General features: G+C 32.7%; 21 protein-coding genes and 2 pseudogenes. 4 read left to right on the forward strand and 19 right to left on the reverse strand.

Annotated features, from left to right (window positions below):
* Positions 1–13 precede the first annotated feature (13 nt).
* From traD to DK865_RS01370, 8 genes are all read right to left on the reverse strand, one after another.
* Positions 14–2080, reverse strand: coding sequence for a type IV conjugative transfer system coupling protein TraD (gene traD, locus DK865_RS01335; protein ID WP_109390974.1), 2067 nt, complete (start codon positions 2078–2080; stop codon positions 14–16).
* Positions 2077–2622 carry an integrating conjugative element protein gene (locus DK865_RS01340; RefSeq protein ID WP_109390975.1) on the reverse strand — a complete coding sequence of 182 codons (546 nt, stop codon included), beginning with the start codon at positions 2620–2622 and terminating at the stop codon, positions 2077–2079. Before DK865_RS01340 ends, traD begins: the two co-directional genes overlap by 4 nt.
* A complete protein-coding gene (locus tag DK865_RS01345; protein WP_109390976.1) occupies positions 2604–3308 on the reverse strand; it encodes a TIGR03759 family integrating conjugative element protein in 705 nt (234 codons plus the stop codon). Before DK865_RS01345 ends, DK865_RS01340 begins: the two co-directional genes overlap by 19 nt.
* Complete coding sequence (pilL2, locus tag DK865_RS01350) at positions 3305–3859, reverse strand: PFGI-1 class ICE element type IV pilus protein PilL2 (protein ID WP_109390977.1); 555 nt, start codon at positions 3857–3859, stop codon at positions 3305–3307. Before pilL2 ends, DK865_RS01345 begins: the two co-directional genes overlap by 4 nt.
* A 96-nt stretch (positions 3860–3955) precedes the next feature.
* Entirely contained in the window at positions 3956–5443 is a 1488-nt protein-coding gene (locus DK865_RS01355; protein WP_228407706.1) for a DNA-processing protein DprA, read from the reverse strand.
* A gap of 12 nt (positions 5444–5455) precedes the next feature.
* Positions 5456–6718: an HAD hydrolase-like protein gene (locus tag DK865_RS01360; protein WP_109390978.1), complete on the reverse strand. Its 1263-nt coding sequence runs from the start codon at positions 6716–6718 to the stop codon at positions 5456–5458.
* A 274-nt stretch (positions 6719–6992) separates the two neighbouring features.
* Positions 6993–7652 carry a hypothetical protein gene (locus tag DK865_RS01365; RefSeq protein WP_109390979.1) on the reverse strand — a complete coding sequence of 220 codons (660 nt, stop codon included), beginning with the start codon at positions 7650–7652 and terminating at the stop codon, positions 6993–6995.
* Positions 7642–8286 carry a hypothetical protein gene (locus DK865_RS01370; RefSeq protein ID WP_109390980.1) on the reverse strand — a complete coding sequence of 215 codons (645 nt, stop codon included), beginning with the start codon at positions 8284–8286 and terminating at the stop codon, positions 7642–7644. The genes DK865_RS01365 and DK865_RS01370 overlap by 11 nt, the downstream gene beginning before the upstream one ends.
* 164 nt (positions 8287–8450) lie before the next feature.
* On the opposite strand from DK865_RS01370, the gene DK865_RS19025 reads away from it, so the two are divergent.
* Positions 8451–8657 carry a transposase gene (locus DK865_RS19025; protein WP_407681493.1) on the forward strand — a complete coding sequence of 69 codons (207 nt, stop codon included), beginning with the start codon at positions 8451–8453 and terminating at the stop codon, positions 8655–8657.
* A gap of 468 nt (positions 8658–9125) precedes the next feature.
* A pseudogene (locus tag DK865_RS19030) lies at positions 9126–9209 on the forward strand (hypothetical protein); the annotation flags it as partial.
* 195 nt (positions 9210–9404) lie between these two features.
* Here DK865_RS19030 and DK865_RS01380 read toward each other — a convergent pair.
* From DK865_RS01380 to DK865_RS01425, 10 genes and pseudogenes are all read right to left on the reverse strand, one after another.
* On the reverse strand, positions 9405–11423 hold the full coding sequence (locus DK865_RS01380) for a hypothetical protein (RefSeq protein ID WP_228407707.1): 2019 nt from the start codon (positions 11421–11423) through the stop codon (positions 9405–9407).
* Position 11424: 1 nt separating this feature from the next.
* Positions 11425–11892: a serine/threonine protein kinase gene (locus DK865_RS01385; protein WP_109390981.1), complete on the reverse strand. Its 468-nt coding sequence runs from the start codon at positions 11890–11892 to the stop codon at positions 11425–11427.
* A gap of 11 nt (positions 11893–11903) precedes the next feature.
* The gene (locus DK865_RS01390) at positions 11904–12812 is read right to left on the reverse strand and encodes a hypothetical protein (protein WP_109390982.1); all 909 of its coding nucleotides are present in this window, start codon (positions 12810–12812) and stop codon (positions 11904–11906) included.
* A 375-nt stretch (positions 12813–13187) separates the two neighbouring features.
* Complete coding sequence (locus tag DK865_RS01395; RefSeq protein WP_109390983.1) at positions 13188–14390, reverse strand: STY4528 family pathogenicity island replication protein; 1203 nt, start codon at positions 14388–14390, stop codon at positions 13188–13190.
* Positions 14390–14914 (reverse strand): DUF2857 domain-containing protein, encoded by a 525-nt coding sequence (locus tag DK865_RS01400; RefSeq protein WP_109390984.1) that lies wholly within the window; start codon positions 14912–14914, stop codon positions 14390–14392. Before DK865_RS01400 ends, DK865_RS01395 begins: the two co-directional genes overlap by 1 nt.
* Positions 14915–15002: 88 nt before the next feature.
* Entirely contained in the window at positions 15003–16415 is a 1413-nt protein-coding gene (locus DK865_RS01405; protein WP_109390985.1) for a ParB family protein, read from the reverse strand.
* Positions 16405–17757 carry an SPI-7-type island replicative DNA helicase gene (dnaB-PI, locus tag DK865_RS01410; RefSeq protein ID WP_109390986.1) on the reverse strand — a complete coding sequence of 451 codons (1353 nt, stop codon included), beginning with the start codon at positions 17755–17757 and terminating at the stop codon, positions 16405–16407. Before dnaB-PI ends, DK865_RS01405 begins: the two co-directional genes overlap by 11 nt.
* A 97-nt stretch (positions 17758–17854) precedes the next feature.
* Complete coding sequence (locus DK865_RS01415) at positions 17855–18733, reverse strand: ParA family protein (RefSeq protein WP_109390987.1); 879 nt, start codon at positions 18731–18733, stop codon at positions 17855–17857.
* A gap of 315 nt (positions 18734–19048) precedes the next feature.
* A pseudogene (locus DK865_RS01420) lies at positions 19049–20191 on the reverse strand (integrase domain-containing protein).
* Between the two features lie 77 nt (positions 20192–20268).
* Positions 20269–21411, reverse strand: coding sequence for a Fic family protein (locus DK865_RS01425; protein WP_023581029.1), 1143 nt, complete (start codon positions 21409–21411; stop codon positions 20269–20271).
* A gap of 992 nt (positions 21412–22403) precedes the next feature.
* On the opposite strand from DK865_RS01425, the gene DK865_RS01430 reads away from it, so the two are divergent.
* Entirely contained in the window at positions 22404–22784 is a 381-nt protein-coding gene (locus DK865_RS01430; protein ID WP_109390988.1) for a hypothetical protein, read from the forward strand.
* Positions 22785–22890: 106 nt separating this feature from the next.
* On the opposite strand, the gene DK865_RS01435 is transcribed toward DK865_RS01430, so the two are convergent.
* Positions 22891–23106 (reverse strand): hypothetical protein, encoded by a 216-nt coding sequence (locus DK865_RS01435; protein ID WP_194295165.1) that lies wholly within the window; start codon positions 23104–23106, stop codon positions 22891–22893.
* A gap of 144 nt (positions 23107–23250) precedes the next feature.
* On the opposite strand from DK865_RS01435, the gene DK865_RS01440 reads away from it, so the two are divergent.
* On the forward strand, positions 23251–23724 hold the full coding sequence (locus DK865_RS01440) for an Hcp family type VI secretion system effector (RefSeq protein ID WP_109390989.1): 474 nt from the start codon (positions 23251–23253) through the stop codon (positions 23722–23724).
* Positions 23725–23772 lie beyond the last annotated feature (48 nt).

Genomic DNA, 23772 nt, shown 5'->3' on the forward strand with positions numbered 1-23772 from the left:
TCATTTTTTAAATTCACTGATTAGCAAGAACGCTATCAGACCACCAATTATCACTAGTTCTATAATGTCGTCGCATATAATTCACAACTTGATTCATACTTTCAGGCATTAACGGATCTGCTTTACCTGAAGGTAACGGCATTCTTAATTTCCATAATTGCCCTCCATTTAATAATGCAAAAGCTTGCCCTTTAGGTAGATTGATAATATTCGCTGGCGTGATTAAAGGTGCTCTAACGGTACTGACCCTATCCTGTGTATTCGAGGTAAAATCACCACCCATATCAGCATTAGAAATATCGGTTACTCCTGAAATCAACATTTTGGTATATACCTCAACTTCAGGTAATTGTTTCGTCAATAGCTCTGCGGTTTCAGTATGTCGCACTCGCAACATCACCACACTATTAAAATTACCTACAACCTGTGCAGCTTTTGCCACACTCCCCACTCTCGCTTCAATATCAGGTAAAGTCTGCGTATAGGCTGTTACTTCAATTCCTGCACCACCACCTTTATTAATTAGCGGAATAAACTCATCCCCCATCAATTCATTGAATTCATCACAATGTAGACTAATTGCTCTCTTTTTTTCATCCGCTTCTGGCAAACCATCATTAATGCCAAACTTATAAATATGTCCAGCAACACTCACTAAATCAGCAAACATGGCATTTCCCACTGCCGTAGCAATTTCAGGATCAGATAAGGCATCTAATCCCACATACACGATGCCTTTTTTGCGTATCACCTGTAGCCAATCAAAAATAGGGCGAGGATCAGAGATGTCCGTGTAATCAGGGGAAATTAATTCAGCAATTTTTCCTGAGGTCAGCTTTTCTAATAACGGCAATAAACTTGCCACAATCTTGTCGTAATACTTTCTGTCATAACGAACAGAAGATCGTAAGCTCTCTAATATCGGGTCGAATACCGTTTTTCCTTCATCACTATTTAGCACTTGTTCAATCGCAACAACACGCAAGGAACGCCCTTCCATATATCGAGGAATATCACGTTCATCTAATATTTGGGTGAGATTTTCGATGAGTTGCCATAATTCAGGCTTATGCTTTGTTAGCCAATACTCCGCATAGATTTCAAATAATAATTCGATATTATTCACATAGCGCTGAATGATACTAAAACTAGGTCGTTGTCCTAACGCAACCAATGCTCTGGCAATAATGTTCACAAAACGCCATGCAAATTCTTTAAATGCAGCACTGCTTCCTTCATGGCTTAATTGACCAGCAATACGCGAGGCAACTTCTGAAATCCGACTAAAACGCCCAACAGCATTATAACGAGCACTGATATCTGGCCATCCAAGGTGAAAAACGTAAAACTCATTATCTCGCCCAGCTCGATGCGCTTCGGCATACATTCGTTTGAGTAAATCGGCATCACCTTTAGGATCAAAAACAATGGTGGTATTACCTCGCTGAATATCTTGAGTGATTAACAACTCAGCAAAACGTGTTTTACCCACTCGCGTAGTGCCTAGCACCAACATATGCCCCACTCGTTCACTTAAGTTTATAGAGACATTTACCTCTTTTAACTCAATCCCATGTATTGCAGGATTCCCGCCAACGGGCGGTAATGGGCGAACGGGATTAAATATCGAATCGGATGTTAATAATGAACATAGTGACGGGAAATGATACTCATAGCGTTGTTCAAATTGACGAACCACACGATACAGCTTAGGTGGACGAATATATTTAGCAATCTCAGGGCGTAACGTATCAAGTAATCGTTGTGTGTGCTTTTGTTCCCATAAGAACCCTTTTCCTAAGAAAAGTTGATGATGGCTTACAGGGATATTATTACTCGACATCGCATAACGTTTTAAACGACGAATATTACGACGATAACGTAAAACGCGACTTCCTTGAATAACTCGCCTTATTGATAAAATAGCAAATCCTGATGCCGTGACATAACTAACAGATGGTGCTAAAGCCACAGCCCAAGGTGCAGTAATACAAAGATAACTTGCACACGCTGTCACGATAGCGGTATTAAACTCGACCGCAGGACGTAATAAGGCTTCAATAACATAGCGATCGCTCATTGCTCTAATCCCTTATCACTGATTAACACAGGATAATGTGTAAGCCCTAATCTTAGGGCTAAATCACTTCCTGATACGGGTAATAACGTCAGTCCTTGCGCTAATTCATTTAGCTCATCCCACGCCGTTTCGGTATCAATATTGACCACATAGCCCACTGCATTAAGCTCAATCAGTTGTTCCTTTTTCTCTGTTAACCAACGTCGAGAAAAATCATCATCACCAAGTAAAAATAGCGGTGACATTCCATTTAAACTTAATGTTCTATTTGTTTGATAACCTGGTGTTAATTCTGGTGTTCTTACCGGCAATAAGCTAACTAAGCTGGGTGTTGACAGTGTCAACACATCGGAAGGAGATGAAACTTTATCTTCATTATCAGGTGATGAGATAGCTTGAAAATAGTTCTCGGTCGATTGTCCCCCCAAATCAGCGACAACGGTTAATTCGGTTTGTTTCGTATTGAATGACGGTATTACTTCTGCAAAACAGGGAGATATTCCAACGGAGATAAATAAAAAAACTAATCGACTCTTTGCCATCCTTGCGCTCCTTGTTGTAAAACGACTGGCATCATTCCATTGCCATGCTTTAGCCATATCCCGTTATCATGGTTTAATGTGATATGGCGCTTTTTTACCTTTTCGATAGGAATATGATGTTTTTTAGCCCAATTTCGTATCACATCATCTTTTCCCGCACTTCCCACTAAATAGATATCAATAAGTTGATTTTGCTTAATAAGTTGGGCGAGCTTGGCCTCACAAACAGGGCAACTTTCTTTCAAAAATAAAGCCTGACGACTTTCTCTTATTTCATTTTGAATCGGTAAAATTTCAGGATAAAGACGAAGCCACGCTTGATTAACCTCTCGCTGAAAAGCCAATTCCGCTTCAACACGCTGAAATTCTTGCTTCACCACTAATTCAGCAAAATAACGTCGCTCTTCATAAGTACGCGCTTCAATGCCTAATAAAGTTAAAGGATCTAAGTTCGGTGAAAACAGCCCCCGTTTACCCTTTTTTAGCATTTCATAACGTTGCCATTCTTTCTCTGTTAATTTCCATTCTTGAGCATTTTCAGTGATAAGTGATTGTTCTAATGCTTGTTGCTCTGTTTTTAAAACTTGATGCTGATTTTGAGTCGCCATTCCTTCTGTTGACACTGTCAACACGCTAATCCCCAATAAAACTAAAAATTGAGAGTACAATATAGACTGCATTTTCATTTCAACATCCTATTAGCCGATGATGTTGAATTTGTGAGTATTTCTGGCGGTAATTGATAACCTGCGCGCAATGAATGACAAACAATTCGTTGTACTACATCAATCTCAAGTTGCCATGCAGCACCTGCCAATACTTGCAGTGCCTGCTTTAAACGCATGGGTCCTAATTGATGATGTACAACGGGAAGTTTTTGGTGATAGAGCACTTGATTAGACGGTGTTGTTTTACATAAAGAATATCCAGAAGGTTGTAAAATATAACGCATCGCGTCACTCACTGTGGAACGTTGAGAAGTTGGGATATGAATATCAATCATTTGCTCTAGTGGTTCACGTTGAGCCAACGTTGGGGATGTATTTATTAATAAATAACGTTCATAACGAATAACTTTTGGTGTCGTTGCATAAAGATCGGGCTGTGCTATTTGAGTATTTTTATTGAGAATAATGGGGTTAGGTTTAGTTTCAAATTGCTGAAGTTTTTCTTTGGGAGTACAAGCCGTTATAAATAACGCAGTGAAACAGATTATAAAGGAAATGGGTTTGCTCATAAGGACTCTCTGTTAGAAAGAGTCCTATTTTGATAATTTATTGTAGTAAGTACAGTGAAAATCAATTAACTAAATTTATAATTTTAGTATCAAAGATTATAAATCCAAAATATTTATAAATTCATTCAATATATCGTAAAAATATTTTACATCCATATTTTTTTCATCTTTAAGCATTATTTCATCATAATTAATAATAATTGAACTCGGGGAATGGTTAATATAATTATTAATTTTTCTATTTAAATTAAAAATAAAATTTGATTTTTTCCCTTGAGTTATTAACTCTTTTAAGATCTTATCAATTTGAAAAAGAATACACTCAATAACTAGTTTTTCTTTTACACCTAAATTTTGTTTTGTATTAGATTCAAAATCCATTAATATTTTCAGTTGTTCTTCAATGTTTTTAATCCGATATTTTATAAAAGAATCATGATAATATTTGTCAGAATTAAATTTAATAAAAATAATTTTTTCACTTTCACTCATCATACTCTTATGAATGGTATTTCTGTCCTCTTTTATATCAGTGCTATCTTTTCTCGACTCAAAAGATAATACATTTCTATCATTATTTCTTTGAGTTTCTGAAAACATATCATCAATAAATGATGTTTGCATTGGCATTATTTTAGTGAAGCTATCATCTATTAATTTCTGATAATCTTTTTTTTCTTTTAAAATGATTATGTTATTCAGTTTACTATTAGCACAACGAAGAAGTTTTAGTCTTTCGTTATCAGAACCATTTGCTATCAATAAATTAGCTTGGATTTTAGGTTCATTATTAAAGTAATCCACGTCTGTTGGATATGGAACAGCTAACCATCTATCATAATCAAGAGATGCCCTAGATGCATGTAAACTACCACCTTTGATATCAGATTGAATCATAACAACACCACGAGATAATCCAGCCTGAATACGATCCCTTTTTACATATTGTGCTCTTTGAATTTCTTGACCAAAAGGATATTCGGTTATTAAAGCGCCTCCCTGCTCAAGAATTCGATTTGCTAATTTTTCATTTTGCCTTGGAGCTATAGTTTGGAGACCATGAGCAAGAATAGCAACAGTATGTCCACCATTATCTAATGCAGTTTTATGTGCGATCGTATCACAACCAATAGCTAACCCACTTACAATACTCCAATTTTGTTCCACAAAAAATGTAGTAATTCTTTCTGCTATTAATGACCCATGATTAGTTGGCTCTCTTGTACCTATAACTGCTACAGACTTTTCAGGAAATGAAGATAAATTCCCTTTAACATATAAAATACAAGGGTCATCATTTGTTTTAGCGAGAAGTGCTGGATATTCATTATCTAAGATTGAGAGAATACGAAAATTATTTTTTTCTGCATATTCTATCTGTTCTTCAACCTTATCGTATACAATGGATAGTTCATTATAAGCATTTAATATATTTGCTAATTTAGCATCACTTTTAGACAATTCCGAAAGCGTTAGTTCTTCTAAAGATGGATGATGAAAAGCTATTTTTTTTAAAAATACAGGTCCAACTCCTTTCAGCATAGAAAGAGTTAAAAGTAACTTAGTTGAGCTAGAAATTATCATTTTTTACTTCTCTTAAGAATTAAGCACATCTGTTATATTTTTTGCAAAGGCAAAACAAATAACGCTACTATCGTTAAAATCTTTTAATTTCGCTGATGAGTAGATTAGAGATGCTCCGGTTGTAACAACATCATCTATTAATATTACCACATCAACATCAACTAATCTTTCAGGTTCACTGATATATATATGATCCCGTATATTTTCAAATCTTTCAATAGAAGATAAATGTTCACCATGCTGGGAACGAACGCCGTCTGAATAACCAAGTAAGTTAGGCATCATGCTAATATCCAAACCACGAATAGGATTAGCCACTATGTGAGCATGTAATTGATTAAGTAAATAACTTAATCGATGAATCCTTCCTGGTCTAGGGGGTACTGATGTTATTACGACCTTTGTATCTATTCCCCTCCATAGATTATCTATTTTTACTAAATTTTGGCTCTTAATAAAATCAAAAATTGAAAAAATCCATTCATTAGGAAAAGATCTAGCGTTTTTATTATTTTCGATAGATTCCGTTAATAAACTATAGCTTCTTTTAACTTGTAAAGATCTATAATCTGCAAAATTTCTTCCTGCAACATAAATGGGATATGCATGGTTATTTCCTCCAATTTCTCGAGGAACAAAATGATTTATTTTATCAAAATATCTATCTGTACTTTTCTCTGATTTTAATAAACATTCTAAACTAGGTAGAAAAGAATCAGGTTCAGAAAGAACTCTCAGTAAAGCCTCAGGTTCATTTATGATTGCATCAGGAATCAATTTTAAACTATTCCAATGAGTATATTCATATTCTCGAGGCCATCCACTTTTATCTAATACGGCATAACAACCAGCATTATACGCTGATTGAATATCGACCGATGAATCTCCGACCATAACTACCTTACAAGGATCATCTATATCAAATCGTTCCATTAGATCACAAATACCCTCACCATGTGGCTTGGTTCTATTTACATCTTCATAGCAAATTACTCCATCCCATGTAATATCTGGGTATGCCCACTCCAAAACCGATTCAGCATAACTACTTGGCGATCTTGTAAATACCGCTAATTTTAAATCAGGATTATTATTTCTTATTTCTAATAGCAAGTCTTGAGAATAAATATATCGTTCCGGATCTTCATTAAGTGCATCAATAAGCGCTTCTAAAAGTTCCTCATCTTCATTATTAACTAATTCTAATCTAATTCCTTCTAAGTCATTAGAATATAATAATGTTTCATCTAAATCGAATATGCATAAATCAAACATTTTAGCTCCATAAGTTTGGTAACACCTTCAACTAATCCAAAATAAAATTATAAAAATGAGTTATCAAATTAATAAAAACATTTTATTATTATAATAAGTAATTTATATCTTTAGAGTGTTTAAAATATATTATTTATCTTTTTTAACATACTTTTAATATTACAATTAACGTGTTGAATAACTTATTTTTTTATGGTGAGGATAGAGTTTATACACCTGTTATCAGATGTATAAAATATAGTTCATAAATTTAGTAAAACATCAATATTATATTTTATCTATGAACCAGACCATCATCACCTTTAAGTAAATCTATGCTACTAGCTCTAAGATAATTTTTTCTAGGTTCTATTCCCTGAATTGCATCAAGACAAGATCTAGTAATTTCACCTAATTGAAAATATGATTTATGATATTTTCCCTTTCCATTACTATTTAATTTAAATAACGTCAATTTAAATCCATCAATGCTTATTTCTTCTCTATGCACATAAGTATATATATTATCAAGATTAGGGTGAATTATCTTATAATCACTACTTAACCCCACTTTTTTTTCATCATTTATTTTTTCAAATTCACTTTTATTTTTATTAAAAAATGATAAATCATCATTCTTTATCCCCATGTTACATCGTTTACAAGAAATACTTAAATTATCTAAAACAAATGTCATTCGATTAAAAATACTCTTTGGTAATATATGTTCTACATCAATAATCATCTCATGAGATTCAATTAAACTAACATTACAATAACAACATGAATATTTTTGTTCTTGTTTCTTTATTTTTTTTATTTCTTTGTATATTAATTCGAACTTCTCTTTATCTTGTGCTAAATATTCATTTTTCCCCCATGGAATATCGTCATACCCTTTGCATAAATCATCAATTTTTTCATTTAAAACTTCTATTCTTCTTTTATTTTTCAAAATTTAAACCCTTTCCATTTGTATTATTAAATCTAAGTTCATTTAATTTTTTCAAATAAATTTCAGAAAGAATTATTTTAGATTTCTTAATAAACTCAAAATGAGAATTTGTTGTACAATAACCTCTCAATTTATCCATTTCTTTTTCTAATTCATCTTTACTTTCTTTATCAAGATATAGTGCTTTATCCAGTATATCACTAACCATATTAGATAATTTATAACTACACGTCATGAATTTTTTATGTGCTATGAAGTATATTTCTTCCACATCATATGTAAAAACCTCTATTTTTTCGTCACTACTGACAATATATCTTTTAATATTTTCAATATTGATAATACTTTGAAAATCCAATATATTATCAGTCACCAAAGTAAAAGATACACCTTCTTCTTCAAGTCTAACAATATTATTAATATCAAAGCAAGATAATAAAGAAAAAGGAATTATAACATTCCTTTCTTCTATTTTATCTAGGAAAATTTTTTTTTCTAAAAATTCACACTCAATTTTTTTTAATTTTTTAAAAATTTTTTTATCATCTCTCATAAAATGATGATAACTTTTTTTATTATTAATCTTTTTTATTATTTTTTTAAAATCATCATTAATATAATAATTAAAATCCATACCATCTCCAATCAATAACTTTGTTTGAAAAAACAAAAAAAATATTAAAAATTAAGAATAATTATACTATGCTAAAAAAAATAAAAATGGATGTACCTCTCATTTACTCTCATCTAATTTCCTCACTTAATACTTCTCACTTTCCTTAAATTATATAGTTATAATTGGATTTTCTGCTCACTATTACTGAGATTCAAATCATTAATATCTTAAATCTCGTTAATCTAGGAATGAAAGTAGAAGATGTCTGTCACCAAAATGGAATTAACAACGCCACCTATTATGATTTGCAATCAAACTACATTGGCATAGAATCCCATAATATTATAGCTACAATCAACGTTTTATCGTCAACAGCTAGATTTGTATAAGAAAGATCGTCTAATCATCAATTCGATATAATCTGTTTTAACTAAACCACCTCAATCGAGGTTTTAGAAGTAATATTTACAATTGCAATTTCAGGATGATTCCTTTAATTATAAATGATTTCTCGTGTTTATTACTGTTTAGGGCGTAATCTAAAATACCGAGTTAAGAAAACTCTGACTTGGTATAAGAAAGGCAGTTAATAATTATGGATATTATATTTTATGCACAACAGTTTATATTGCAGAAAATGTTTCAGAGTGCTGAATATTATTAATAGAATAATATAGAAATGTTTGACAATTAAGATGAATACTTCACTCGAATAGTAAGGTATTTAAGCATTTAAAAATAAGATATTCATATCTATAATTGACCAGAACTGATATTTTTATATCTATTGAATTATTGTCAATAATAATCTTATTGAGTGGCGTCATATTCAATTATGAAAAACCTCAAAAAATGGGTTTATTGAACGATTTAATGGTTCGTTTCTCCGTAAATTTTTAAATGCTTATTTATTTGAATCTTTATCTCAAGTGAGAAAATAGCTTGTTTTTGCAAAAGGATTATAATTTCCACCGGACTCCTATACATTTAAATTATCTCCTAGCAGAGACATATAGTGCATAATTATAAAACTCTTACTTTTTACTATATGTCTCAATTAAAGAGAAGCGAACATTATAGTTATGTCAGATTAAATTCGTACTAATAATACTACAACCACTCTAAATTAATTTATTCTAAACATCTATTTTTCTTATTAATTTACCATCATTTTTATCAAAAGATATAATATTATATTTATATCCTTTTAAAGCTTGGTTAAGAATACTTTCTTCTTCAGAAGTAGCAAAAATTATTTGGCCTCCATTTATTGAGGACTCTGCAGCATCTTTAAGTAATTCAGAAAAACTTACTTTATTCGCTTCTTGTTGTCTTGGCTCATCAAAGATAACTAATTTAGGATGATTAATTGTATACTGATTACCAATAGAAAATAGGCTTAATAAGTATCCCCAAATAATTCTTATCCCATCACTAGCTGAAGTATCAAAACCAATATCATACCCTTCTCTTGTTGGAAAATATGTATCTTCTGAAATACTAATCAAATTAGCATCAAAGCTAGTAAAATTATATTTATTAAGCCTTTTAATCAACTCATCATTTAGGCTTCTTAATTTCAAATCATCTTCAGTTGAAAGATTACCTAAAGGGAAAGATTTTCTTTTATTTGCTAATTTAATAAATTGATTATTCAAAGAGTCTAGTTTAAGTTTTATTTCCATTAAATAATTATAAGCATCATCTATATTTTCAATTAAGTTTTCAATTTTTATTTTTTTTCTTAAAATCTCTTCTTTTATTACTAAATTATTATTGTCATTATTTTTTATTCTATTAACATCAGATTTTAATTGAGCTATTTTACTTTCCATTTCCTTTTGTTCATTGTTTTTTAGTTTCAATTTTCCTTTACTATCATCAAGAACAAACTCAAAGGCTTTTATTTGTTCTTTAATAAAAATAAGGCTACTTTCATATGTCATCAAATTATCTTCTTTTGAATGTAAATCAAGAAGATTATCATTATAATGAGCACCACAAGTTGGACATTCATTTATATTAATATTTAAATCATTAAAAATATCCGAACTGGAAATTTTCTTTATATCTTCATACTTCCTTTTGTCATCTACTAAATTTTTAATTCTATTATTAGTGGATGAAATTTGATAATTAATATAGCTTTTATAGTTAATCAGTTCTTGTAATTTATTCTCTAATGAATTAATTTCGTCCAACTTAGCACTTATAATTTTAACTACATCAAGATCAATCTTTTCATTCTCAAATTTAGTCTTACTATTTATATCTATATCTAGTAATTGAGATTGTAATTCTGTTTTAATATCTATCAAAGATGATATCTTGTCTTCATTTTGAACAATTAGATCTATCTTGTAACTATCAAATTTATTTTCTGGTTGTTCAGGTATTCCAGTTGCAGTAGCAGACACTTTATAAGCTATATTTTCCAAGTTATTTTTAATAATCTTCCATTGAATTTTTATTTCTTCAATTTTATTTTTTATAGTACTGCGCTTTAATAAATTATCATTCACATCTAAAGATAATAAAAATTCTATAACCCTTTTTTTAGGATCCTTTATTCCAAATTGGGTTGGAATGGTTGCAAGTATTGATGACCATCCCTTTTTTTGCTCAACAAACCATGCAGGAAATAAAACTGCAGGATAAAGAGGAGAGTCTTTCCCTTGATGATTAGGCACCTTAGGAATATCCCAATTCAAAAAATTGGCAAACCAATTATAGAATCCATGTTCTCTATCAGTATCTCCTTCTCGATGTAAGAAATATGGTTCAGTCTTTTTATCTTCATTAATTTGAATAATATTAGTGTTTTCAACTCCTACAATCGTTCTTTTTAACACTGCAACTCTTGTTTCTTTGTTTTTGATAATCAATTCTACATATGAAGATATTACCTTTATTTCTTTTCCGTACTTATTTGTCAAAGCTCTTGTTAATGATGGTGGAAATGGTATTTTAGCATTACCTAGTCCTAACGCTTTTTCCATTCCAAGAACATAAGCAATTGAATTCATGCAAGTAGATTTACCTTGAGAGTTATCCATTCTCAATAAGAATAATCCCTTACTAAAAGGGATATCAATACCATAAAGACCATCAATTGTATTCACTCTAATTTTTAGATGAACTAATTCTAGAGACATATCATTCCACCTGAAATAATTTATTAATATTAGTTTCGGTTAAATACTTTTTATTTTTATTCAAAACATCACATTCTTTTTCAAAAATATTTAATTTAAGTAAATTAAATGAATAAAGCTCGCCTTTTTTTGTTAGTTTTATTTTTTCATTATCTCTAACTAGAAGCTCTTCAGCTAATAATAATTCTATTGCTTTATCCAGCATAGGATCCATTCTGACTTCAGGTTTAATACTCCCTTGTTCAATAACCCAAAAAGAATAATCAATTACATTTTTATCTGACTTCAATAACCAGTTAATTACATATAGTTTCTTTAAAGAACAGGTTCTTTTTTTAGTTGTTAACAACAAAAAAATAATTAAAATAAGACTGCAACGCCATAATGGCCTCATTTCACATGGAAGATATTCTTTTCTTCGAGTAAAGGTAAATGGGCGATTAATAATATCATCTAATTTTATATTCATACTTCACCATATTAGAAATCTAATGGACACCTTATTAACCAATCTGAAATTACCCCCCAAGTTATTTTTTCTAAATCAGTGCCTTTTAAGGATGGAACATCCAGTTCTATATTTTCTGTTAAAACTTTTATTTGTTGCGTCATTTTCTCTGACGGTTGAGAGTTAGTTGGAGATAAAATAGATAATCCAACTAAATTATTTTCTCTCCGTTGAATATGACTATATATAATTTTATAAAGCTCAACCCAATTAGTTTTTAACTCATCAAGTAAATTCTGATAATCAAGATATTTTTGTATTAAAAATTGTCTGTATATTTTTTGTGTGGATTCTGATGGATTTATCTTGGGTAATTTTAAATTTAAATTCTCTAAAAATTTTATGTTTTTCTCTATATAAGATATAGCATTTTCAACTGTTGTATCATCTAAATTAAGATTAAGTTGATAATAATTCTTTCTGAGAAGATCTCTTTCTATTAAATAATCACTATCTGTCTGTATGATAATTTGAAAATCATTTGAAACATATGGTAAACCTAATTTTCTTACCTTTAGTGATTTTTGTGTACAATATTGAGTTAGTTTTGAGGATTTATTGTAAGGAGTGGCTAATATCCAACGACTTATTTTTGTTGTTCCAAATAATAACTCAAGCTCCGATACGTTTTTTTTAGTAAATTTTAAAATATCAGTACTAATTTTTTTTCTCTGAGCTTTAACCAGTTTTTCTATATCACTTGATTGTTCAGGCAAATAACATTGGAAAGCATGACCATTTAACGTATAGCATTCCAAGCCAAAATCTCCACACTGAGTATCAGGCAAATCACAATAATTAGCAGGTTTATAATGTAAAGAAATAATACTCTTAAAGTAGCGCTCCCATTCTTTTGGGTCACTATTAGGGTTAGTATACATTCCAACTCCAAAAAGATTACTTTATATTAGTATAACCTCTTGTTCTTTTAGGAGTAAATATCAGCGAACATTATATATGAATAAGTTCCCCCTAGATCACATATTAATACTGTATATAAAAACAGTTTAAATAACCAGTTTTATTTTATACTTTCTAGATAAAAAATAACCTTTATTATTCAACAAATTATTAATTTTATCTTTTCGAATTATTCATTAAATAAAAATTTAATTATTCTTTTAATATTCACTAGTTATTATTTCAATTGTACAGTTTTATTTAAAATGAATAACCTTAAAGAATTATCTTTAAAAGACTATTATTTTTCATCTCAGACCTTTTTCTCACATGTTGACACTGTCAACACTCCTCCCCTACCTAAAATAAGCTTCTCTAAGTTCAGCCATAACACCTGACACATACTCTCTTCTTGCACGTTTAATCACTCTTTTTTCTGCCGCTAATACGGTTTCAGGTGATTTTGGCTGCATTTTTTCCAATGGCTTATCGGTAGCGCTGTTGCCCAAATTAAATCGCCCCTCTCGAGCACGTTTGAGGTTAGCTAACAGGTACGCGATGGGATTTCTGACTGTTGTTTTTTTCATTCTATCGGCTAAATCATCAAGGAGTCGTTGCCCTAATCCATCAGGTAATGCCTTGAGTTGTCTCTCTAGCATCATTTTATCCTCTGGATTGAGTCGTTCAGTGACTTGAGTTGACCAAAGTAGCGTTGAGTTTGTTGCTGTATACGTATCTTTTACACTCTGTGTAAAACTACGTACGTAACGGTTCGATTTTCGAACTGGGTCGCAATCCCTTGATTTACGGCTTAGTTCGGAAATCGAACTCGGTATTTGAGTGGTGTTTTTATTACCCAGTTCGGTTTCCGAACTAGGAGTTTTTGAACTAAGTTCGATTTTAGAAGAGGTTATTTTCTTCTGCTTTTCCGTCACCATTTGTTGTGGTGTTTGTGGTGATGATAAACGCGCTTCAATAAGAGCGACACGAGCATGTCGGTGACGCATTCGTTTCTCGGTTTTGATACTTTGTAAAACAGCAATTGCTGTTAAGCGTACTGTTTTATTGCTGTGGCTACATGCTTGAGCCACCGTATCAAGCCAACTGGGATCAAAATATTCACACTCAAACACACCTAATGGCTCATCATGCTGAGCATAAATATTACCTCGAATACGCCCTGATTTATCTCTGACTCTTTTGCATAAACTTAGCCAGCCGGTTAATCGCAACATCAACAAGGCTCTACTGATTGTTTCTCGGGATGCTTTATCAGAATGAGGCAATGCAAGCTGGCTTTGTAACTCATCATAGGTTGGAAAAATAGCGCCCTCATTTTGTTGAGCATAAAGTCTGATCATGACCCAAGCCATTTTATCTAATGGCGATAATCGGCTATCTAAAAATAGCCGACGAGGAATAGCATCATGCACATTGCCTAAAAATAGCAATCCACTTTGCTCATTACTCATATCACCAGATTGCGACTTTTGTGCAATATGATCCTGCATCTTTGCTAGTGTTTGTTGAATAATATTATCGACCGGCACAGTTGCCATTAAATAGCACTCCACTCTTTAGTTAATGACCAGACGACAGCAAGCGGAATTTTTTGTTGCTCAGCAATATCCATCATCACTTCTAAAGCCTCTAATGAATCAATATTATGAATTTCTGCTATTTTCCATTGTTGCCATATCAATAATTCCTGCTCTTCAGTTGGATTGATATTACGTCCCTGTTTAGCGACAATGCCTACCAATCGACGTCGAGAACTCACCTCAATCGCAGTAAGCCCAAAAAAGTGCTGCATTAACTCTATAGAACCCTGCAATGCTAATGCTCGATTAATATATTTGATCCGTTTTTGCTCTTGACGAGCTTGTTTCAACATTGTGTTAAGATTGCAATGATTGATATTTAACGTCAAAAATGGCACCGGTGTATTCACCAGATAATAGAGATCTTCTACCGTCAATTTATCGAGCGCTTGGATCTCATCCAGTGTTAATCCCATTGATTCAATGTGACGAATTTTTCCTGCTTTTAGTTTCATCACAATTTCCGTTAATAGTGTATTCATTGCGTTATTCCTCCATAAATCATCACAATATTGGCAGTCCAAACAACTAAACATAACAACACAATCAGCCTTGATACTATTGGTTGATTCATTCATTTATCTCAGCAGAATTTTGTCGTTGTAATTCGCGTAATCGTCGAATAATCCTGATTAATCGTAGAAATTTCATTGTGTAAGCATCATCAAGCAACGGCTCACCAAGTAAGTTCTCATTTCCTATTAATGCGTCCATAAATGGCGCTAAAGTTGAGTTTGATTCATCACCACTTAAAGCGACAAAGAGTCCATTTTGGGCATGGTGTGTTAGTGAGAATCCAGCACTTAAAGCAGATTTATTTTCTTGAATAGTAGATTCAACACCCATCACTTCGGCTAGTTCAAAGGCTAAACGAAAGGCAATATCTTGAAGATGTTCAATATCATCGTGTAATGCAGAGATATGCCAGATATCTGTGACAGACTCTAATTCGTTTACAACCGGAATAACTTGAGATTGAGGCTCTTGTTTAATCCTTAGCTTTTTAGCTTTCGATTTTTCAGATTGCTTAATAGGCGGGTTTTCTTGCTGATCATCATCCTTAATTGACGAGGTTATAATCTCCGAAGAGGAGTTCTGAGTTTTAGGCGATAGTTCAATCAACCAATTATCATAAGTAATCGAAGGATCAGGAATAATCTCCAATAATGAGGTAATCAAATCATCTTTTAGGAGTTCTATTGAGTAATATTCAGCATTATCAAAAGAGTGACAAACTTGCCCAAAAACATCATTAAAGCTTTGCTCTGGTGATATTTTTGTCTTTTGAATAAAGGTGTTCCATGCTTTTTCAGCTAAGTTGCGTAAAGCTATTAACTGCGTAATTTGTGGTCTTCCCATTCCTGAATTCAGTAAATTGGGGATCCAAGGATAAAGATACTCAATTGTTGCAAACATTCGACTGATATTGGAGTGATGAACAGGATATCCCGTATTTTTGAGAAGATCAGATAGCTCCCGTTGACTTACTTCACGACCTAACTGTTCCTCGTAAATTGTGTGTGTTTTCTTTATGCCAAATGCCTTATCAATAAATGATAATTCACCTCGAATATCATTTTCAGCAAGGTGCCCAATCATGCATTGCAATCGACCAGGCCACGGTTTCACAATACATTGAAGCGAATGAAAACGTTCATCCCCTGTTTCAGCATAAAGCTCTGTTAAAATGGCATAACGTGTATTGCCCCCATCACTAAAAATATAAATATCATCGGTACAATCAGGATCTTTGGTGACTTTAGGAACAGAATCTAAACCACGAGCACGAATTGAAGCTTTAATATCATCATATTTTGGATTACGTGAAGTACGTGGATTATCGGGATTAGGTCGGAGTTGCTCTAAGGTCAACACCATCGGTATTTCACTTACCGTTAATACATTTTTTGATGCTGACTGTTTAGGTGCTCTACCTCGTTGAAGCATTTTTTCATCTAAAGAAATTACTTTTTCAGCTTGCATAATGCCCACTTAATCTATTTTCAAAACGTGTGATATTTGCCTGATATTGCACTTTTACCGTACCAATAGGGCCATTACGTTGCTTCCCTAAAATAATTTCAGCGATCCCTTTTTCTGCGCTATCAGGGTGATAAATTTCATCTCGATAAATAAACATGATCAAATCAGCATCTTGTTCTAATGCGCCTGAATCTCGTAAATCACCATTGTTAGGGCGTTTATCTACCCGATTTTCTAATGAGCGATTAAGTTGAGAAAGGGCAACAACCGGGCATTCCATTTCTTTGGCTAATGCTTTAAGGGAACGAGAAATTTCGGCAATTTCTTGAGTCCTATTTTCTTGATTTGGGCACCGCATAAGCTGTAAATAGTCAATTAAAATAAGTGAAGGATAACCGTATTTACGAATGTTTTTTCTGACTCTAGAGCGCAGTATTGTTGGTGTCATATAACTTGAGTCATCAATAATTAATCGCCCTTTCCATTTATCAAGCAATATGTTCATTGCATTACTTGTTCTTGCCCAATCTTCATCTTGCATATTGCCATTACGCAAATGTTGTAAAGGTATTCGTCCTAACATTGATGTAAAGCGCATTAATAACTGCGTGGTTGGCATTTCTAAGCTATAAATTTGTACAGTTTTATCAACACAATCATTCAATGCGCTTTCACAGAAAGTGAGTCCTAGCGCGGTTTTTCCCATTGATGGGCGACCTGCCAATAAAATTAGATCACTCGGCTGAAAGCCACAGGTCATGTCATTTAATTCCTCAAATCCTGTCGGTGTTCCAGTAATCAGATTTTCATGACTACAACGTTGCTCTAGTTCATTGAGAAAGGTTTCAATTGATGAAGGGAGGTCTACATTATCATCTAAACGTTGTTGTTCAGTAATGTTAAAAATACGTTGTTCTGTTTGTTCTAATAGTCCAGATAAATCACTACTCACATCACTCGCTTGAGTGACAAGTTCATGTCCTAATGCCAGTAATTGACGCTTTTGGCTGTAATTGGCGACATGTTCTGCATACGCCACAATATTGGCTGAACTGGGTGTATTTTTAGAAAGCTCCGCAAGATAACCAAAACCACCACATTGATTTAAAATAGATTGTTGTTCCATTGATTCAGTTAATGTAATCAAATCAACAGGTTTATTTTGTTGAAATAATGACTGGATCGCAGAGAAGATAATTTTATGAGGACGAGAGTAAAAATAATCCGCAGAAATAATCGATGAGATATCATCCCAACGTTCATTATTAAGAATGAGTCCACCTAATATGGCTTGCTCGGCATGAATAGAATGAGGAGGTAATTTCTGTTTTTGATTACTCATTATTATCTCCCATTATATTGAATATATGTAATGGGAGATAATAAATCATTACCTCGACACGGGGAGTTGAGCATATTCAGTATTGCGCAATAAAATTTCACAGTGCATTCCCCTTTGGTTGGTGTTTCAAAACCAAATCGAAACTCGCTTTCCATTGAGGGAATAATTCACAAGCCAAGTTATGCATTGTTTGTGCAGCAGGTAAACTTTTGCGATCTGTTTGATATTCGAGACGATGTGCGGGCTGACCTTTACTATGACCTAATTTATAAATATCGAGATCATAAACCTGGGTTTGTAGTAGTGAGATCGGTGGGATTTTTTCTTTACTGTATGAGCTGTTATGAATAATCGCAGTTAGTGCCTTAAGGGCTTTTCTTGCCAAAACTGTATAATCCATACAATTAATCAGAATTTTCATCGGTGGCAATTCAATACCAAAACCTTGATACGGTAACAGTTCTTCCATTAGTGTTACCGTTCCCCGCAAAAACTCTCGAACATCGGGTAGCACCGGCTTGATCATCGCAACAGCAATATGGTTAGTTGCGAGTAACACCAATTCCAACATAATAGAACGAGCACCTTGTGAATCGATAATAATCACATCATAAGCAGTAAAAAGTGGGTGTTGTAATAGATTATGCAGACGAATTCGGCCATCAGGGGCATGCATCATGGCCGTTTTTAATTGTTCATGAGGATCATTAGAGATAATAAGATCGAGATTACGAATACAAGTATGAGAAATTAATCGTTCTGGATGATTGAGATCAACTGTTTGCATCAGTAGTTCATAGAGACCACAAGGCGCTTCATAAAGCAAAGAATAATAACTAGAAGCTGTTGGCTGTGCGTAATCCGCATCAATAAGCAGAGTTTTTAACCCTGCGTCAGCACATATTCCTGCAAGATTTGCGGAATGAGTGGATTTACCTTCCCCACCTTTTGTAGAAATAACTGAAATTACATACATATAAGTCACCTGATAAAATATTATCAGTGACAGATACCAAATATATTTTTCTCATAACTGTTTGAAAATCCCCGTGTCCTTGGTTCGATTCCGAGTTCGGGCACCATCTTTCATTTGTTCGTCAGTGAGTTAAATCACTGAGAGGGCAAAAAAGCTAAGATAAGACACAAATTTAACGTAAGTTATCTGTTGTTAAAATTTATTAAAAGCTTTGAATAAACAGTCTTGTTCATACCAAGGCTGTTTTTTTTATTTGTAACTTTTACTTTCTTTCCTAATCACTGTCAAATCTTGATACCCCTCCTGTTATTTTCATCACATCAATTCCGCTTCAAGTATATCTCGCAAGTTATCAACACTTTCATCAATGTATTCTAATGTCGATGTAATGCTGGCATGACCTAATAGCCTTTTCACAACATAAAGATTACGTTCTGGTGATTGCATCATATGTGTTGCGACGGTATGTCGAAAGCGATGTGGTGATATGATAAAGTTACATTCTGCTAATAAGCGTTTGAAAAATGAGCGTAATGGATATTCGCCCATGCTCTTGGGATGTTTCTTTCTTTTCATTAAATCAAACCACCCAACATTGAACACTTGATCTGTCGGTTCAACGCCTACCTTTTGTGCTTCTTTCACTAAATTTTCTAGTGATGGGTATAATGCGGAAACATTATTTTTATGATAATCCATTGCATCTACTGCCCATGCATAACGTAAGCTATGAGGCGCGTATTTACCTGTTAGCCCGGCATTTCTGACAACATTTCGATAGCGATCTATGGCAGATTTTAAATCGGGTTTATCAATCAATTTACCATTAGATTGAGAAGCTAAATTCAGAGCTTGATTGACAGCATATAACATTTTGTCACGATCAATAATCGTCGTATCTCTAGGTCTTCCCCCTTTTGTACCAAAGACAATACGAACATTTTTATCACCTTGGAGCAGAGCGCGTTGCCATGTTTTTAATGACTTTGCTGACTGTATTGCCTCTTCAGTACGTAACCCGAAATAACGTGCTAGTTGCATGGTCATTGCAACCCCCATATCTTGCTTTTCTACATGATAAAAAGCAGATAAATACCGTTCTTCGCTAATAGCTACTTTCGTACCATCACGGCTCGCATTCGATAAACCAAGCGCATGATTACTGAGTTTTTCATGTTGAGGTGAGGCAAGCTTTGTTCTGCCAGCAACCGCTAAAATATTCCTAATGCCTGCCATTTCGTTTTGAATTGTTCTTTTTGAAATGCCTTCTTCCTGTCGACTTTTGATATAAAGCTCGATATGGTTTGTTTTGATATGTTTTACATCACGAATTTGAATATTCAGTTTTCCCATTCTATCGGCAATGCGAGAGGCGATTTTCAAACGATCTGCAACGGTTTTAAAACTCCCTCCACCTTGTTTTGCTAATGTGGTTAATTATTTGCTTAATTTGGACAAAGTTATTCCTCATCAGAAACTAAAAATTATCTGATAAAAATATCATTTATTATTAATAATAATATTCCAAATAATAATTATAAATTATGAATAAATCCTTCCTCTTTTAAAATTTTAATAACACCTCGGATCAAATAAGAATTTGAAAATTTTGCAATATAAATTCGAGATCCTTCTTCTATAGGTTGCAACAACCCTCTTTCAATTAATTTACTAAGCTGATACGTTATTTGGGATGGTTTTAAATTAGGTAAAATCTTACGAATATCCCCAGATTTTATTGTTCCTAACTCTACTGTTTGCTTTAATACCTTTGATTCAAAAGTATTTATAAGTTCTCTTTCTAACGAGAAATCAATCGCTGGGTATAGTATTTTTTTACTTAAAAAAGCATGATTAGTTAATTGATCTAGCTTTTTAAGTTCTACTGAGATCCCAGAAAGAACATATATACACCACTCTTCTAACGCTTGTTCTGTTCCTTTATCAGCTTCAGAAAGCATTGCATAATAACGTTCTCTATCATTACAAAAGACTGCTGTTGGATTAAGAACTCGCCCCCCAGCTTGTACATTAAACCCATATTTAATTAATAATGCATATGTTAACAGTCGTACTGTACGCCCATTACCATTCCCAAAAGGATGGATCCATCCAAATCGATGATGAACTAACGCAATTTTCATCAAATCATATTTAGGTTTATCTACCTGATTTATAAATGCCGTCAGTTCTTTCATGTAATCAGAAACATGAATATATTCTGGAGGTAAATGTTCTGACAAAGCAATACTCACATTATGCTGGCGATAAGCACCTGGTGTTTTATCACCTTCTCGTTGTAAACCCATCACAGCTAAGCTATGTAATTCTCGAATAAAATACTCAGTTATATCATCCCCATTTTTTAAGTATTCATCGATAAATTCCATTGCTGTTTCAATATTATTAATTTCTTTAAGCTGATCGGTAGAATTTTGTGTTCCTTCTACTTTACTTTCAACATAATCAGCAAGTGTAGTATGGTTTCCCTCTATTCTTGCAGAGCCAAGACTCTCCAACATGTGAAAAATATCTTTCAATTGAGCAAATAAAAGTGGATGGACATCTGTTTCTAATCGTAAATGTCGGAGTAACTCTAACTCTGTTAAAGCATCAACTAAAGGAGAATCAAAACTTGGATTCAAGAGTCCAAGTGCGAAGTGATTAAATTGGGCCATTATGTTTAATTATCTCAACTGAGCTAAAAAATTATCTCAAAAACCAATAAAAAAAATACGTACAATCAATGATTTAAAAGATTTTAATGAAAAAATTATCTCAAAACCGTCAAATAATTATATCAAATTTTTACTTAATAGAATGACAAATATCCCAATAATTACAGATCTATAAAATTTACATAACATAACTAAGTAGCCGAACAAAAAACACAATGTTATATAAACAATATTATTAATCTCTTTACAAAAATCAAAACTCCCTGACGGCATGGTTATATTTTCACTTTCGCGGGTATCTGTGCATCAAGGCGACAATAAGTTGAGTTTTTACGAGGCTCCCCAGCTCTCAGAGCTGTTCGCGGTATAAACCGTTCTGATAAATAAAATCAGACTACCTCCGTCTATCAGTTGTCGCTGATATTGCCATCGATACCGAGCTCATTTTCTCCTTTAATTTTTTGAGTGAGTTATCCTTAATATTGTCACTACGAGTGTGTCAGACTGTAGTTATCATTGAAAAGGTAGATACCATAAGCTAAAGCGTGCTGTTTGCGCGTAGCTCAGGTGGCATCTTCATTATTTGTATTATCTTGCGGTTATCATCCGAAGGTACCATCTCTCAGATAATGATGATGTGAGCTTGCGATTGCCCTAAGGCGCTTCTTTCAAATCGCGAGTGCAATGATTAGCACTGAAGCATTGGCTGTTGTTAAAATAACGAGGTAATAATTGAAGAGAAAACGATAGGGATACTTAGTAGGTAGGTTAAATTATTTTCTCAATACTCCATATTAATTTTATTAAAAAGGTCAATTAAATATTTCAAAAAAACCATATACAAAAAAACAATAACAATTAATTTAATTCATTTGATTTATTAAATATTAATGTAAATTTATTCTTGAATAAATATTTATTAATGTTAAAAATAAAATCGATGAATTTATTCTATTTTATCTATCCATATAAAAATTTATATTAGAGGTTTTATGACAGATATTAATGAAACGAAAAAAAAGAGTTTTTGGTTCTTTGATGGATCTGATTTCTTCGAGTTTTTAAGAAGAACGATGTCTTTAATTTCCCCCTCTATGGTTGTTGTCTTTATGCTATCTCTTGGTGCTTTTTTTAGTAAAGACAAATTCGGAAGTGAGTCATATCAATATAAAATTCTTATAGGTAGTATAGTCGTCTTTATTGCGCTGATTATTCTAGCCATTCTTCATGACTTGCATAAAAATTACAGCAAAGTGAATATTAATTACCTATGCAAACTCATTATTGGAATTGCAACTATATATTTATCTGGCGCAATCATTTATGTTAGTGTGATTAATGCAGCAAGTATGTATTCTTTAATAATGGGTTAATATCTATAAGTCCATTATTATTAATTTTTTTAGGTAATAACGGAGCAAAATAATTATATTATTTCACTTTTTGCTCCATATTATTTTGGCAGATCAAATAATCATATTATGTTTTCATAATACCCTTTTTAACCATATTCAGAATTACCAAACCACCTTGAGTACCTGCTTGTTGTGTGCCTTTTGAACCACTTGAAATGGCTGAAGACACCGCAAATCCAAGATTTACCCCACTCCAACTTACGGCACCAAACCAGAAAAGCGGTAACACAATATACATAGCGCCAAGTACCAAATTCATGATCCAACTGTTCGATCCCAAGTTCGAGCACCACAGTATTTAGATAGTAATTTATCCATTTTTAAATATAATAAAACACTTAAATTAATCTAATGAGATTAACTTTAAAATAAATTTAGCTTTAGATAAACATGAAGTTTAATTATATAAAAAGGAAAACAATTAATGTCTAATAATATTTATTTAAGAATAAATGGAAATGTTCAGGGTAATATTTCAGCAGGATGCTCTTCATACGATTCACTTGGCAATAAATATCAGAGTTCTCACTTAAATGAAATATTAGTTATAGCATCCACATTTGATATATCAAGAAGACAAAATTTAAGTCATGCCCCTCTCTCTATAACCAAACATGTTGATAAATCGACACCATTACTGATTACAGCAATTACAAATAATGAAATTTTAAAATGTGAAGTAGATTACTACAGAACTTCTCATACTGGTGCTCAAGAGAAATATATGACAATAGTTTTAACAAATGCTTCTATTGTCAATTACTCACAAATACATGCAAGTACCTTAACTCAAAGTGATTCATTACCAAGCGAAATTATCACCATACAGTATGAAAGTATTACCTGTAATCATATAATGGCAGGAACTTCTGGATATAGTATCTCTGAACTAAATTAATCAGTAAAAACTTAATGGTGAATTTAATCTCTTTATTCACCATTAACC

This window comes from Proteus cibi, assembly GCF_003144405.1.
GTDB classification, from domain to species: domain Bacteria; phylum Pseudomonadota; class Gammaproteobacteria; order Enterobacterales; family Enterobacteriaceae; genus Proteus; species Proteus cibi.